Here is a 15055-nt window from a genome sequence, read left to right as displayed (position 1 = left end):
GCGGTGGTAGCTCAGTTGGTAGAGCACGAGCTTCCCAAGCTCGGGGTCGCGGGTTCGAATCCCGTCCGCCGCTCACCAGAGGCCGACAGTTCCTCGCCAATCGAGGGATTGTCGGCCTCTTCTTTTTCCGGCCCACAGTGCCTGTCACGAAACGACCAGGTCTCCTCCCTCCCTGGAGGAGTTTACCGACCTTGTCGTTTCCCGTGTCATTTCGAGCACCTGACCTGCCTCGGAGTGCAGGTGGGGTCACCGGGGGAATTATTTCTCGCGGCCAGTTGTGCAGAATCCGCGTGAATTCATTCGTTACTCGCCTGCTCCGTAGCCGTTCGACCCTCCTCTTCCTCGTCGCCGCCCTTCTGCTGCTGGCCCAGTACGCCATGGCGGCGGCCCCCGAATCGAAGTCGGTGATAGGCAGCGTTGAGCAGACCTCCCCCGCCTTCGAGCTGCTCTCCCGTGGCTTCAGCGGCGCCCTGCGTGCCGTCGTCGTTCCTCCGGGCGAAGCCCTCCAGCCCCACTTCTCCGTTCGTGAGGACTTGAAGGAGCCGCGCTGGCTCGCGATGGGCTCCACCACCCAGACCCCCGCCACCCTCTCGAACGAAGGATTGAAGGCGCCGGGTCAGCCAGGAGTCTGGACGCTGGAGTCCGCGGCACACGCCGTCATCACCCCTGTGCACTTCGACGGCTCGAAGACCCACCTCAACGGCTACCACATTGGCCGCTGGCCGGCCCGTACCGCCAACCGCACCGGCCGCTACGCCCCGCCGGAGCTGCTCATCGAGGTGACGCCCAAGAACCAGGACTTCGCCGTCTCCGAGCACTTCCGCCTGCGCAACTTCCTCACCAAGGACCAGGCCAACGTCTGGCCCAAGTACCTCGCGCTCGACTTGCGGCTGGTGGACAAACTGGAGCTGGTGCTCCAGGAGCTGCGCACCATGGGCTACCCGGCGAAGGGGCTCCACGTGATGAGCGGCTTCCGCACGCCCCAGTACAACGGGCCCGGAGAGAATGGCCGCGCGAAGTTCAGCCGCCACACCTACGGCGACGCGGCCGACGTCTGGCTCGACGATGACGGCGACGGGCAGATGGATGATCTCGATGGCAACGGGCGCATCGACGTCAAGGACGCAGAGGTGCTCGCCCGTGCCGTCGAGCGCGTGGAGCAGCGCGTGCCCGAGCTCGTCGGCGGCTATGGCACCTATCGCGCCAACCGCGCTCACGGACCCTTCGTGCACATCGACGTGCGCGGTACTCCCGCCCGCTGGAGCAAGCGCTAGCCGCGCACGCCTCGGCAAGCCGCGGGGGACTCACCAGACGCGGGCACTGGCTTCACCGCCAGCGCCCGCAGCACCTCCGGGTCGTGATGGTAGAGGTCCTCCCGGAACTCGACATGGCCCTCCGCGTCCACGAAGGCCGTCCAGTAGAGCAGGTATACCGGTACCGGCGCGGGAAGCTCCACCCTGCGTGACTCGCCTCCTGCCTCCATCGCCGCCACCAGGGTCGCCTCTGTCCAGCCCTCGTGGCCTCGCAACATGAAGTCCGCGAGCTTCGCCGGCTCCGACACCCGGACACAGCCGTGGCTGAAGGCCCGATTCGCCTGTGCGAAGAGCGCCGGGTTTGGCGTGTCGTGCAGGTAGATGGCGAAGCGGTTGGGGAAGATGAACTTCACCCGGCCCAACGGATTGGACTCGCCCGGCGCCTGCGCGAAGCGATAGGGCAGCGTCCCCTCCTCCAGCCCGCTCCAGTCCACCGAGTGAGGATCCACCTCCGCCCCCGTGGCCTTGTCGAGCACCTTCAATCTGAGTGACTCGGCCGCTCCCGCATCCTCCCGAAGCTTTGGCAGCACCTCCGCTTCGGTGATGCCCTGGGGCACGTGCCACTCCGGGTTGAGCACCAGGTACTCCACCGCGTCCTTGAAGACGGGCGTGCTCCACTCGGGTGTCCCGACGATGACCGGCATCCGCAACACCGTCCGACCCTGCTCCACTGCCTCGAGCTCGAAGGCGGGGATGTTCACCCTCACGTACCGCGGTTCCAGCTCCCTCGGCGCCCAGCGCCAGCGCTCCAGGTTCACCAGAAGCTGACCGATGCGCTTCTCCACAGGCACTCGCAGCGCCGCCAGCGTCTCCCGGCCCACCTTCCCGTCCATGGGCAACCCGTGCCTCCGCTGGAAGGTCTTCACCGCCGCCTCCAGTTCCGCGTCGTAGAGGTCCTCCGGAGGGGGTGTCAGGGGGGACTCCGGGACTTCCATCGCCGCGAGAACGAGCTCGTCCACCAGCGCCAACGTGCCCACCCCCGGAGCCCCCGGATAGAGCAACCGCTCCTCCGGGACGGGCGGCAGGTCCCCGGTGACACGCAGCCGCTCACGCAGCACCAAGACCCGTGCGTCCTTCATCCCCCGCTCGAGCGGCTCGCCCTCAGGCACCAGGGGCCACCCCCCCGCCGTGGCGATGGCCCGGTAGCGCGCGAGAGCCTCCCTCAGCCGCACATATCCCTCGTGGCTCGGGGAGAGGCTTCGCAAGGCACCCGCCAGATCGCCGCTCGCGAGGACGCCTTCCAGCACCGCCGCAAGGACCACCGCCCCTGGAGGCTTCGTCCGCCAGTGGATGCGCCGCGAGGACACCTGTCCGGACAGGAGATGCGAGGCATAGGTGAGCAAGCTTGACGTCAGCCCCAGCTCCACCCCTACCCACGCGTCCTCCGGCTCACCGCCCAGCGTCAACCGACGCAGAGACTCCTCGAGCTCCGAGCGGTGATAGCGCTCGGGCCACAGGCCCTCCGCCTCCGCCTCGCAGAGCGCAGCGAGGTACTGTCCCACCTCGGGCCGCACCGTCCCGTCATAGGAAAACCACGCCGGTTGGAAGCCACGTGTCTCGTAGAAGTGCAGCAGGGCCTTGGACGTCTCTCTCGACTCCTTCTCCGCCCGAGCCCGCACCGCGGACTCGAATGGAGCGGGGACCCCACTCGCCTCTACCCCGAAAGCGGGCATCCCGAGAAGCAAGCAGCACAGCAGGACGAGCCAGGAGCGCATGGGACGACAGTAGGCATTCCCGCTGTACGAGGCAGGCGAGCAGGCATGCCTGCCCGCTCCCTTGACCGTTCAGGTCAGGAACCACCCAGCCAATCAAACCTTGACTGAACGTTCTTTCAGTCACACCCTGAGAGCGTGAAACCCCGTCCCGTCTCCAATCCGCCCAACCCCTGGGACACCACTGCGGTGGAGTACCTGGAGGAGATTCCTCCCTCGAAGCTGGAGGTGCTGGAGGATCACAGCCGCGAGGTGCTGGGGCGCAACGACAGCCCAGACGTGGGCTTCACCTGGAGCGTCAACCCGTACCGGGGCTGCCTCCACGCATGCGCGTACTGCTACGCCCGGCCCTACCACGAGTACCTCGGCTTTGGAGCCGGTACGGACTTCGAAACGAAGCTGGTGGTGAAGCCACGTGCCGCGGAGCTGCTACGCGCAGCCTTCGAGCGCAAGAGCTGGAAGGGCGAGACGGTGGCCTTCAGTGGCGTCACCGACTGTTACCAGCCACTCGAGGCCTCGCTGCGGCTGACCCGGAGTTGCCTGGAGGTATGTGCCGAGTACCGCAACCCGGTGGGCATCATCACCAAGGGCCCCCTCATCGAGCGGGACCTGGACGTGCTGCAGACGCTCGCGCAGGAGGCGCGGCTATCGGTGTACATCACCCTGCCCTTCCACGACGAGCAGGTGGCACGCGCCATGGAGCCATACGTGGCCACGCCTCGGAGACGCCTGCAGACGATCGAGCGCCTGGCCGCTGCGGGCATCACCGTGGGAGTGGCGGTGGCTCCCCTCATTCCTGGGCTTAACGACGAGGACCTGGCGCGAGTCCTCACGGCGGCGCGCGAGGCCGGGGCCACCCGAGCCTTCTACACGCTGCTGCGGCTGCCCGGCCCGGTGCAGACGGTCTTCGAGGAGCGCCTGCGCGAGAAGCTCCCCCTGCGCGCTGAGCGGGTGCTGCACCGCATCCGCGAAACACGAGGAGGCGCGCTCAACGATTCACGCTTCAGCGTCCGCATGAGCGGCGAGGGGATCTACGCGGACACAGTCCGCAAGCTCTTCGATACCGTCGCGCGCCGAGTGGGGCTGAACACGACCTGGGCATCGGACGAGGGGGAGAAGGAGAGCCCCTTCCGCCGCCCCATGAAGCCGGGCACGCAGCTCAGCTTCTTCTGAGCGCTGTCGGAAGCGTCTCAAGACGTGTACGACCATCCGAACCTCAGGACGCCCGACGTGGGACAAGAAACCAGCGCCCAAGGCCTTGCCGCTGGGGGGGACTTGACGTGACCCGACTGGCACGGCGAGTGCTCTCCGCCTGGGCGCAACGTTTCAACACCCTGCGTATCGAGCGAAACCCATGCACCGACGACTTCTCACAACCCTTCTACCGATCTGCCTCCTGGGCAGCCCTGCCTGCATCGATGTCCCGGACATCGACACCCCAGGGCAGACGGTTGGCAACTTCTCGCTGACCATCGATCCGAGCCAGGTCAGTGTCCTCCAGGGCGGCAGCCGCAGCATCCAGCTCACTCTCAGCCGTACCGGCGGCTTCACCGACAGCGTGACCGTCCAACTGCTCAACCCTCCTTCTGGGATCAGCGCGCAGCCCGTCACGATTGAGGCGGGTAATACTTCCGCCACACTGACCATCTCAGCCACGAGCAGCGCTGAGCCTGGCCCCAAGACACTCACGGTGCGAGGCACCTCGGGGACTCTGACGCAGGATGCCACCGTGTCCCTCTCCGTGGCGCGGCAAGGGGACATCCTCGTGCAGTGGGCGAGCCCCAGTCAGTCCAAGGCCTACGCGAAGGACTCCCTCCAGGTTCAGGTGCTGGTCGAGGGCGGCACAGCCGATTCCATCGACTTGTACAAGGGGACGGACTTCCTGACGCGCCTGTCGGGGCCTTCCTACCAGTACACCTGGGACACCAGCCAGGAGACCGAGGGCGAGTACCAGCTCACGGCTCGCGCCACAGTGGGCGGAACCACCTTCAACAGCGCCCCCCGAACCATCGTGGTCGACCACACGGCCCCGAAGGTGAGCACGAGAGCACCGGCCCCTGGTGCCACATCCGTCCCAGTCCGAGACACCATCCAGGTGAGCTTCGATGAGGCGATGAAAGCATCGTCCGTGACCGACGCCTCCGTGGTGTTGAGCACGGTGGGCACGTCGAACATCGCCAAGACGCTCTCGTTGTCGACGGATGGAAAGACGCTGACCATCAGCCCCTCGGTGCCGCTGTCGCTGCCGGCTGAAGTCTCCATCACCCTGGGCACGGCCACGGCACCGCTGATGGATCTGGCGGGCAACACGCTGGTGTCCTCGCCCGCATGGAGCTTCACGATGCCCACCTGGCTGCCACTCGGCGGAGCCATCAGCGCGGTAACAGGCAATACCCCCGCTGAAAATGTGGCCATGAAAGTGGGCACGGATGGCAACCCCGTGATTGCCTGGTCCGAGTCCAACGGCACCACGAAGAACATCTACGTCAGGCGATGGACCGGCACGAAGTGGGAGGACCTCGCAACCGCGATGAGTGCGGTAGCGGAGGCGGGTACGCATGCCGACATGCCTGCGATCTCCCTCGATGCTTCGAACCGTCCCATTGTAGTGTGGCAGGAACTCACGGCCCCCTCTGGATCCAACAACAACTTGTATGGGCGACGGTGGACTGGGACTGGTTCAACCTGGGAAGCCCTCCCTGACTTCCCGGCCGTTACTTCCTCCCATGCAAAACACTACGCACCTAACGTTGCATTTGACAGTACCGGCAGTTTGGTGGTCTCGACATCCTTTTACACGGGAGACTACTACCGGATCGACATCTTCAAATTGGACACTTCCACCAACACGTGGACCGATGTATCCCCCCCCAGACCAGATGATCTGATCGCGCTCAGCAATCCAGCGCTGGCAATGGATGCCAGGGGCAACTGGTTCGTTGCTTACCACGCCGATTCAGAATCTCTGGGTCAGATTGGAATCGCTGTACAGAAAAGAGACACCTACGGGACTTGGTCTCCGCAAATGGGGAGTACAGTCACAAGCCCCTTGAAGCATATAGCCTATCAAGCTTCGATTGCAGTGGATGGAGCCAGTGCACCGTTCATTGCATGGAAAGAGGCCCAGACATTTGATGGCCCAAACAGCACCATCTATGCGGCGAATTGGAATGGTTCGTCATGGCAGCTGATGGGTAGCCTTGTCAGTAGCGGCACGACCGCGAGCAGCAACCCCTCCCTCATTATTGGCGGAGATGGATTCCCTCTCATTGCGTGGAGCGGCTATGCGGCTCCTGAGACCTCTATCTGGGTGAGCCGCTGGAATGGAAGCACCTGGCAGCAAGTGGGTTCAAGGCTCAGCGCAGCGGCGGGTACCAGCACAGCCGGCTTCCGACCGACCCTGGCCCTCGACAAGAATGGCCAGCCCCTTGTCGCATGGCATGAATCCGACGGCACGGTGTCGAACGTCTACGTCTACCGTTACAACTATTAGCTGTAGCTAAAGAACAAGGGCCGTGCCCGTTTCCAGGCACGGCCCTCGTCTTCAGTTCCGCGGTCTCGCGTGAAGCGCTACCAGACCTCGCAGCGCTGCGCGGCCGGGCGCACCATCTTCGCGCCCTCCTTGCACTGGAAGGCCTTCTGGAACTCCGGCAGGTTCACCACCGGCCCGTTCACCCGCCAGTACGGGGGCGCGTGCGGATCCACCACCGCCATCTGCCTCGCGAACGCATCGCGGTACTTCGAGCACCACGACTGCGCGTAACCCAGGAAGAACTGCTGGCTCGGCGTGAACCGATAGCTGTTCGCCTGCTTCGCCGCCTCCGGGTCCCTCGCCAGCCACGTCTCCATCGCCGCGTGCGCCAGCTTCAGGCCACCCAGGTCCGCCACGTTCTCGCCGAGCGTTAGCGCCCCATTCACCTTCAGCTCGTCAATCGCGGTGTAGCCGTCGTACTGCTCCTTCACGCACGCCACGCGCTCGCGGAACGCCTTGTCCGAGGCCTGCGTCCACCAGTCGCGCAGGTTGCCATCCGCGTCGTACTGGCGACCCTCGTCGTCGAAGCCGTGGGTGATCTCATGCCCCACCACCATCCCCATAGCCCCAAAGTTCACCGCTGCTGTCGCCTCGCGATTGAAGAACGGCGGCTGGAGGATTCCCGCCGGGAAGACGATCTCGTTGAATGGCGGGTTGTAGTAGGCGTTCACCGTCGGCGGAGACATCAGCCACTCGGTCTTGTCCACCGGCTGGCCAATCTTGGCCAACTGCCGCGCCTGCTCGAATGCCGCCGCGTTCACGTACGAGTTCAGGAACGAGCCACGCTCCACCTTCAGCGCGTCGTAGTTCCGCCACTTGTCCGGGTAGCCGATCTTGTTGACGATCTTCCGCACCTTCACCAGCGCCTGCTCGCGCGTGGGCGCGTCCATCCACGTCAGCGTGTCCAAGTTGCGCTCGAAGGCCTTCTCGATCTCCACCACCATGTCCTGCGTGGTCTTCTTGCCCTCCGCACCGAAGGTCTGCGCGATGAAGGGCTGCGCCAGCGCCTCGCCCAGCGCCCCGTTGGTGAAGCGCACGCACTTCTTCCAGCGAGGCACGTCCTCCTTCGCCCCCGTCAGGTTCTGCGCGGTGAAGCGGAAGCGCTCCTCCTGGAAGCTCTTGGGCAGCGCCGGGATGACGGTCGTCACGTAGTGCCAGGTCAGGTACGGCCCCCACGCCGCGGGCTTCGTCGTCTTCACCAACCGGTCCACCTCGGCGAAGAAGGGTGGGTGGCTGACGTTGAGCGCCTGCACGTCCTTGGCTCCCGCGGCCGTGAAGTACACGTCCCACGGGAAGGTCGCCGCGGTCCCCTTCAGGCCCTTGCGCTCTAGCCGGTGGTAGACGTTCTTCGGCTCGCGGCGCTCCACGCGCGTCAGCGAGGCCTTCGCCAGCGCCGTCTCCAGCTCCATCACCGACGCCGCGCTCTTCGCAGCCTGCTCGGGCTGCTCGCCCAGCAGCACGAAGATGTTCTTCATGTGCTCCACGTACGCCGTGCGCAGCGCCTTCGACTTGTCGTCATCCTTCAGGTAGTAGTCCCGGTCCGGCAGACCGATGCCGCCCTGATCCACCTCACCGATGACCTGGGTGGCGTCCTTGAAATCCGTGTTGGAGCTGAACCGGAACAGCGGGAACACGCTCTGCGCGTGCTGCGTGCCCACCACCTGGGCCAGCTCCCGGGCGCTCTTCACCGCCGTCAGCTTCGCCAGCTGCGCCTTCAACACGGGCAGCGACGCCTCGAGCTGCGCCTCGTCCATGCAAGCGCCGTAGTAGTCCCCCAGCTTCTGCGCGTAAGGCGTCCCCTCAGCGGCCTGACCCTTCGACGCCGCCTTCAGAATGTCCCGGAGGATTTCCTCGTTGCGTGCCGAGATGGTGTCAAAGCCGCGCGACCAGCGCGGGCGATCCGCGGGGATCTCCGCACTCTTCACCCAGTTGCCGCACGCGTACTCGTAGAAGTCCTCGCAGGGGTTCGCTTGCTCGTTGAGCGCCGCGGCGTCCAGCCCAGAGGGCAGCGGCTTCGTCTCAGCGACAGGCTGCTGCGGGGTGGGCGCGGACTGCGGCTGCGCGGGAGCCGGCTCCGCCGTCTTGCAGGCGGACACCAGGAGACAGCAGGCAGCAAGCAAGGCCTTTCTCATCCAGTATTTCTCCATGTGGGGCGTCAAAACGGGCCGCACCCTACTCGGCGGCGGGCGCCCTGCAACGTCTGGATGCGAGGTACGGGTGGCCGGCACGTACAGCTCGACCGTCCCCAGCCGATCAGAGGCTGATGCACTGAGGGGCCATCCCCTCCCGGTGGGAGAAGGAGGGGTGCTCCACTCCTGGGCAATGACTCCCTCGCCCAGCAACTACTCCTTGCCCAGCATCCCGTCCTTGAGGCTCTCATCGACCGGGCTCTTGCCCAGCCACACCGAGAAGAGCGCGTCCGAGAAGTCCTTGCCCTCCACCGAGATCTTCTGCCCCGCCTTGCTCTCGATGGTGGTCCCCTTGCCCGGCACGTACGTCAGCACCAGCTCGTCGCCCTTCTTCAGGTCCGGGATCGCCGCGGTGAACGTGTCCAGCCGCTGCTGCAGCGCCGGCAGCTTGTCCTTCGCGTTCTTCTTGAAACCATCCACGATGGCCTCGGTGATCGTCTTCTTGTCTAGATCGCGCAGCATGGACAACCGCACGCGCTTGAGCTGATCCGACTCGATGACCTGCTGGGCGCTCTGCGACGGGTTCTGCAGGTACAGGCCAGCCGCGTACACGTTGAAGACGAGCTTCTTGCGCAGACCCGCACCGTTCAGATTCAACTCCTTGCCCTCGAGCGTCACCGCATCGGGGAACTGCGCCCCCGCCACCTCCTTGGCGGCAGCCGGCAGCGCGAACACGACAGCCATCACGACAGCGCACAGCGTGGCGTTCTTCATGACTCCTCCTGGAAGGGAAGGCCCCCAGGTCTAGTCAATCGAACGCCCCGCCGTCGACAGGTGGAGAGAATGGCGCTGCGCGTCAGCAGCGCCCTACCCGTTCTTGCGGATGAACTCTTCCATGAAGGACACCAGCGTCCGCACGTTGTCCACCGTCACCGCGTTGTACGTGGACACTCGAATACCACCAGCGCTCCGGTGCCCCTTGAGGCCCACCATGCCCGCCTTCTTCGCCTCGGCCACGAACCGGTCGTCCAGCTCCGGGGTGGGCAGCTTGAAGACGACGTTCATGTACGAGCGCGAATCCTTCTCCACCGGCGCGTGGTAGAAGCCCGCGTGCTTGTCGAGCGCCCCGTAGAGCAGCTCGCCCTTCTCCCGGTTCCACTTCTCCAGTTGTCCGAGACCTCCCACCTGCTTCACCCACGCCAGCACGTTCCGGCACAGGTAGATGGCCAAGGTCGGCGGCGTGTTGTAGAGCGAGTTGTTTTCCGCGTGGGTCGAGTAGCGGAAAATTTTCGGGATGTCCTTGCGGCCGCGGGCGATGAAGTCCTTGCGGGCCACCGCTATCAGTACGCCCGAGGGTCCCAGGTTCTTCTGTGCGCCCGCGTAGATGAAGGCGAAGCGGCTCACGTCCATCGGCTTCCACATGAAGTCCGAGCTCATGTCCGCCACCAGCGGGACATCCCCCACCTCCGGCCACCAGTGCCACTGGGTGCCGTAAATGGTGTTGTTGCTCGTCATGTGGACGTAGGCCGCCTTCGGATCCAACGTCAGCTCGTCCTGGCGAGGAACCCGCACGTAGCGCTTGTCCGGCAGCACCGTGGTGCCAGCGATGCGCACCTTGCCCAGGTACTGGGCTTCCTCGTAGGCCTTCTCGCTCCAGACCCCCGTCATCAGGTAGTCCGCGCTGGCGCCCGGAGTCAGGAAGTTCATCGGCACCTGGGCGAACTGCTGCGAAGCACCGCCCGTGAGAAAGAGCACCTGATGGGTGTCCGGGATGCCCAGCAGCTCGGTGAGCAGGGAGATGGCCTCGGACTGGACGGCGTCGTACTCCTTGCCCCGATGGCTGTGCTCCATAACGGACATACCCGAGCCCTGGAAGTCGAGCAGCTCGTCCCGCGCACGCTCGAGCGCAGGCAGGGGCAGGCCGGCCGGGCCTGGGTTGAAGTTGATGACGCGCATGGTTGTGACCTCACGAAAGTGAACAACCGCGCGGCCATTCTGCCCCACGCATCCCCTGGGGGAAGCAGGAAGCGCGACATCCGTCCACCGGCCAGCGTGTGGCCATTCCTCCTTCCGGAGGGTCTATGAGCCAGGCGGGTTCCTCTCGGGAACTGAGAGAGTGGGTGGTGCGAGCAGCAAGGGGGGAAGCGCCTGCATTCAGCGAGCTGTACCGGCGCACCCGGCCCTTGGTGGCTCGGTTGACGTCCAGCTTCGCCCCGCTGGACCCAGACGAGGTGGAAGACGTGATCCAGGAGACCTACGTGCGCGCGTTCAAGGCGCTCCCCCGGCTCAAGGAGCCGGCGGCCTTCGAGGCCTGGCTGCTGTCCATCGCGCGCAACCGGGCTCGCACCCGGCTGGAGCGCAAGGGCCAGACGCGCCGCATGGACGAGGAGATCTCCGACCCCCAGCCCGAGACGGTCTCCGTGGTGCCCGAGGCCCTCCAGCTGGAGCGGGACATGGCGGTGGTGCGCCAGCTCATCGAGGAGCTGCCCGAGGGTGAAGAGAAGAAGACGGTCTACCTCTTCTATGTAGATGGCCAGCTGTCCGCCCGGGAGATCGCCGAGAAGCTCGGGGTGGGCAAGAGCGCCGTGACGATGCGCCTGGAGCGCTTCCGGGCCCGAATCAAGCAGGAGCTGCTCCGGCGCGTGCTCGCCGGACGGTGGGAGTGAGACGGATGAGACACCTGGATGCCGAAGCCCTGCGAGCCCTAACGGCCGGTGAGCCGGAAGCCGTGACGTACTTCCGCGAGCACCTCTCACATCCGTGCGAGGCCTGCATGGACTTCCTCGCGAAGACGCCCGGACCTGGGCTGCTCGACGGCCAGGTGGACGCCCTGCTGCTGCACCTCGCGCCCGCCCAACAGGAGGAGCCCCAACTGGACGAGGTAGGTTACGCCCGTGTCCGCCGCGGCCTGCGCGGCCCCGCCCAGCCCTGGCGCAAAGCCGTGGCGGTGGTGGCGCTCGCGGCCGGCCTCGCGGGACTCGTTGTCCTCACCCGCTCCAACGCTCAGCTGCACGGGCAGCAGGCGAGCGAGTGGAATGGAGTGAAGGGCGTGAGTCAGCTCGCCCTGGAGCTGTCCGTGGTGGCTCGCGAGCCCAGCGGAGCGCTGCGCCGAATGGACCCAGGCACCACCGCCTCGCAGGAGGACGTGCTGGTGCTGCGCTACCACGCGACCGAGGCCGGCGAGGCCCTCCTCTTCCAGCAGCGCGGTGGCGCGGAGCCCGAGCTGCTCGGCCGCTTCCCACTCCAGGCCGGCACGCACGAGCTGGAGGGCCCCCAGGGCCTGGTGGGCATCAGCCTGGAGGGCGAGTCCGGGCCTCTCACCTTGTGGCTGGTCGGTTTCCCCTCCGGCCAGATGCTCCCACCTGAAGAGGTGCGCGAAGCACTCACCCGAGGCGACATGGCGGAACGTTCTATTTTGGCCGTCAACCGGTTCGACCTCCACGTTGGCGGCGGTAAAGGGCAGAATCCCCGCCCATAGTGAGGCGCTTCGTCATCACGCTGTTGGCGGTGCTCGCGGCCTGCGCGAGCCCGAGCTCGCTCGAGAAGGGCGATAAGGGCGGGCTCGTGTCCGTGAAGGTGGACGAGACCGCGCTCTCCAAAGCCTACGCCCCTCGGCGACTGGCCCTGCTGGTGGGGGTGTCGCAATTCCGGGACGCGCAGTGGCGCAACCTGCGCTACTCCGGCAAGGACGCGGAGGACCTGGCCGCGGCGTTGAGAGATCCGGCGCGCGGCCACTTCGATCAGGTGCGTGTGCTCACCCGCCCTGAGGAGACGACACGAGCCTCCATCCTCGGTGCGCTCCGCCAGTTGCGACAGGAAGCCTCCCGGCCGGATGACGTGGTGGTGGTGTACTTCTCCGCGCACGGCACGCTGGCCCGTGACGGCAAGGGCGAGCTCAAGCGCTACATGGTCACCACGGACGCTGTGTACCGGGCCATCGCGCAGACGGCGCTGTCCATGGACGCGCTGAAGTCCGAGTTCGACCAACTGCCCTCGCGCCGTCGGCTGATGGTGCTCGCCACCTGTCACAGCGGCAGTGGCAAGTCGCTGCTTCCCCGTGAGCTGGAGGCCGAGCTGGCCGGCATCAAGTCGGGCTTCTACGCGCGCCCCCTCGAGGAGTCGAGCCGCGCCTCCATGGTGTTCGCCGCATGCGACTGGGGCGAGACGGCCCGCGAGGACGAAGGGCTGAAGAACGACATCTACACCCACTTCCTCATCGACGGGCTCAACGGCGCCGCGGACCGCAACATCGACGGGGCCGTCACCGCGACCGAGGCCCATGACTACGCGCGCCGCCACACCTACGCCTTCACCGAAGGGAGGCAGCGACCCTCGGCGGAGATTCTAGAGGTGGGCGCGGATCCGGTGGTGCTCTCCGGCCGCATCGACCGAACGGGCCGTCCGGAGCTCTTCTCGTACAATCCCCGGTTGGACGGCTTCACCCTCAAGGTGGACGGCGAGACGCGCACGGAGCTGCCCGGAGGCACCGCTGTGACTCCCGGCCGCCGCACCGTGGAGCTCACCAAGGGGGATGGCGTCATCATCCGGGAGGTGGTGGACATCGCGCAGGGCGAGCGGCTGCCGCTGGAGCGGTTGCTGTCCAAGGCCTTCCCGCGCCGCTCGCTGGCGCTCATGGGCGGCATGTTCTCCTTCGTGGATGCGCGCAGCCGCGCCGAGCTGCTGCCCGCCTCGCCGGAGCTGGCGGTGGTGCTGCGCCTGGAGGAGCGCCCCCTTCCGGACCTGAGCCTCATCTTCGACGTGAGCGGGGGCCGAGGCCGACAGAGCCTCCACCTGATGCCCGGCACCCAAGTGCCCTTCATCTACACCTCACTGTCACTGGGGGCCGCGGTGCCCTACACGTGGCGGTGGGAGCAGCTGTCGCTCTACGCAGGTCCTCGTGTGGCCGCGCTGTTCCTGCAAAGGTCCTTCCAGACAGAGGCCTTCACTGGGGCACAGCAGTACTTCACCTTCAGCCCGGGCGTCGTAGGCGGCGTGGTGTGGCGGCTGAACGAGCGGCTGGAGCTGAGCTCCCAGCTGCAGATGATGGTGACGTACGTGGTGGTGGACGGGCAGGGACAGGCCGTGGGTTTCTCCGGCGCATGGGCCGGCGTGGGGTATCGCTTCTGATGCGCCAGAGCTTCTACAGCGTGCTGATGGCCCTTGCCCTCGTGGCGAGCGCGTGCGGGGGCTTTGACAACACCCTCTTCCGCACGGGGAACGTGCGCGGCCGCCTCACCGAGGTCGACCCGTCGGTGGCCCTGGTCTCACTGGTGGGGAACCCGGACTTGCGCGGCACCGTGGAAGCGGACGGGAGCTTCGTGCTGGAGCGCGTGCCGGCCGGCCCGAAGGAGCTCTTCATCGTGGCCTCCGCGAACAAGGCGGTGCGCCTGCCGGTGATGGTGCCCGGAGGCGGCTCGGCGCGACTGGAGGACGTGGAGCCGCGTGAGGCCGGCTTCCTCAAGCTCCAGGTGAAGGCGCCTTCGCGCCTGGGAGTGGGCAGCGGGCAGGTGTCCGTGATGGGCACGCCCTTCCAACAGTTGGAGATCGAGAACAGCGGGAATCTGCGGGTGGGTCCGCTCCCCGCGGGCTGCTACGTCCTGGAGACATCCGTCCCCGGCCTCCCAGTGAACCAGACGGAAGTCTGCGTGGACGAGCGTGAGACCAAGCAGGTGAAGATCACGCTGACCGAGCCGAACGATGGCTCCAGCAATCCCGGCTGCACCCTCATCGGCTGCGAGCAGGACAGCTACTGCGTCACGGATGGCCGCTGCGTGGAATGCCTCTCGGATGACCAGTGCGCCTCGGGCCTCACCTGCCAGAATGAGCGGTGCGAGGGCCCCGGCGTGCTGTGCACCCCATGTGACGGAGACTGGAAGTGCCGCACCGGTGCACACTGCGAGGAGCTTCCCGAAGGGAGCGCAGCCTGTGTGGCGCGGTGTGATAGCAATACCGGGTGCACCCAAGGCTTCACCTGCCAGGAAGGGCGCTGCCTCCCCGCGCCGGCCCAGCTCGCCGGCTGCCTCGCGTACAGGCAGATGGGCACGTCCTGCGACAGCGACGAGCGCTGCCGCACGCGTGGCATCACCCAGGGCCTGTGCATCGACAACACCTGCACCTACCGCTGCACCGCGGATACCGAGTGCCCGGAAGGCTTCGCTTGCACACCGTCAGGCACGAGCGCCTTCTGCCGCTCGCTCTCAGTGCCCTGAGTCCTTCCGCTCGCCGCTTGGCTGAGCGCACGGCAGGCAACACTTCTGTCCTTGAGAAGTGGGGAAACCTCGCGTCCTTCACCTGCAGGTTGTAACCGCGGTTCAAGCTTTCGGTACGGATGGATGCCCTTTAGGGCAACCCGACGAACCCCCGCGCCAG

General features: G+C 66.3%; 11 protein-coding genes and 1 tRNA gene. 8 read left to right on the top strand and 4 right to left on the bottom strand.

Features of this window, described 5'->3' with window-relative positions:
• A tRNA-Gly gene (locus F0U60_RS20340) sits at positions 1 to 73 on the top strand.
• A gap of 217 nt (positions 74 to 290) precedes the next feature.
• Positions 291 to 1274 carry a hypothetical protein gene (locus tag F0U60_RS20335; protein WP_395822413.1) on the top strand — a complete coding sequence of 328 codons (984 nt, stop codon included), beginning with the start codon at positions 291 to 293 and terminating at the stop codon, positions 1272 to 1274.
• Here F0U60_RS20335 and F0U60_RS20330 read toward each other — a convergent pair.
• Positions 1271 to 3028, bottom strand: coding sequence for a murein L,D-transpeptidase (locus F0U60_RS20330; protein ID WP_395822412.1), 1758 nt, complete (start codon positions 3026 to 3028; stop codon positions 1271 to 1273). The genes F0U60_RS20335 and F0U60_RS20330 overlap by 4 nt on opposite strands.
• A gap of 135 nt (positions 3029 to 3163) precedes the next feature.
• Here F0U60_RS20330 and F0U60_RS20325 point away from each other — a divergent pair, with 135 nt between their 5' ends.
• Together F0U60_RS20325 and F0U60_RS20320 are read left to right on the top strand one after the other, a co-directional pair.
• Positions 3164 to 4198: a PA0069 family radical SAM protein gene (locus F0U60_RS20325; protein WP_395822411.1), complete on the top strand. Its 1035-nt coding sequence runs from the start codon at positions 3164 to 3166 to the stop codon at positions 4196 to 4198.
• Between the two features lie 181 nt (positions 4199 to 4379).
• Entirely contained in the window at positions 4380 to 6518 is a 2139-nt protein-coding gene (locus F0U60_RS20320; RefSeq protein ID WP_395822410.1) for an Ig-like domain-containing protein, read from the top strand.
• 77 nt (positions 6519 to 6595) lie between these two features.
• Here F0U60_RS20320 and F0U60_RS20315 read toward each other — a convergent pair whose 3' ends face one another.
• The 3 genes from F0U60_RS20315 to serC all read right to left on the bottom strand — a co-directional run bounded on the left by F0U60_RS20315 (position 6596) and on the right by serC (position 10642).
• Positions 6596 to 8689, bottom strand: a complete 2094-nt coding sequence (locus tag F0U60_RS20315) for a M13 family metallopeptidase (protein WP_395822409.1) — start codon at positions 8687 to 8689, stop codon at positions 6596 to 6598.
• A gap of 210 nt (positions 8690 to 8899) precedes the next feature.
• Positions 8900 to 9460: a chalcone isomerase family protein gene (locus tag F0U60_RS20310; protein WP_395822408.1), complete on the bottom strand. Its 561-nt coding sequence runs from the start codon at positions 9458 to 9460 to the stop codon at positions 8900 to 8902.
• Positions 9461 to 9553: 93 nt separating this feature from the next.
• A complete protein-coding gene (serC, locus tag F0U60_RS20305; protein WP_395822407.1) occupies positions 9554 to 10642 on the bottom strand; it encodes a 3-phosphoserine/phosphohydroxythreonine transaminase in 1089 nt (362 codons plus the stop codon).
• A gap of 125 nt (positions 10643 to 10767) precedes the next feature.
• Between serC and F0U60_RS20300 the strand changes: the two genes are divergently transcribed.
• Genes F0U60_RS20300 through F0U60_RS20285 form a run of 4 tightly spaced genes read left to right on the top strand, consistent with a single transcriptional unit; the run spans position 10768 to position 14895 of the window.
• Positions 10768 to 11352: an RNA polymerase sigma factor gene (locus tag F0U60_RS20300; RefSeq protein WP_395822406.1), complete on the top strand. Its 585-nt coding sequence runs from the start codon at positions 10768 to 10770 to the stop codon at positions 11350 to 11352.
• A 5-nt stretch (positions 11353 to 11357) separates the two neighbouring features.
• The gene (locus F0U60_RS20295; RefSeq protein WP_395822405.1) at positions 11358 to 12164 is read left to right on the top strand and encodes a hypothetical protein; all 807 of its coding nucleotides are present in this window, start codon (positions 11358 to 11360) and stop codon (positions 12162 to 12164) included.
• Positions 12164 to 13813: a caspase domain-containing protein gene (locus tag F0U60_RS20290; RefSeq protein WP_395822404.1), complete on the top strand. Its 1650-nt coding sequence runs from the start codon at positions 12164 to 12166 to the stop codon at positions 13811 to 13813. Before F0U60_RS20295 ends, F0U60_RS20290 begins: the two co-directional genes overlap by 1 nt.
• Complete coding sequence (locus F0U60_RS20285) at positions 13813 to 14895, top strand: carboxypeptidase regulatory-like domain-containing protein (protein WP_395822403.1); 1083 nt, start codon at positions 13813 to 13815, stop codon at positions 14893 to 14895. The genes F0U60_RS20290 and F0U60_RS20285 overlap by 1 nt, the downstream gene beginning before the upstream one ends.
• Positions 14896 to 15055: the final 160 nt, after the last annotated feature.

Origin of the sequence: Archangium minus, assembly GCF_044360475.1 — a bacterium.
Taxonomy (GTDB): Bacteria; Myxococcota; Myxococcia; order Myxococcales; family Myxococcaceae; genus Archangium; species Archangium minus.
This window is presented reverse-complemented; position numbering and strand designations above follow the sequence as displayed.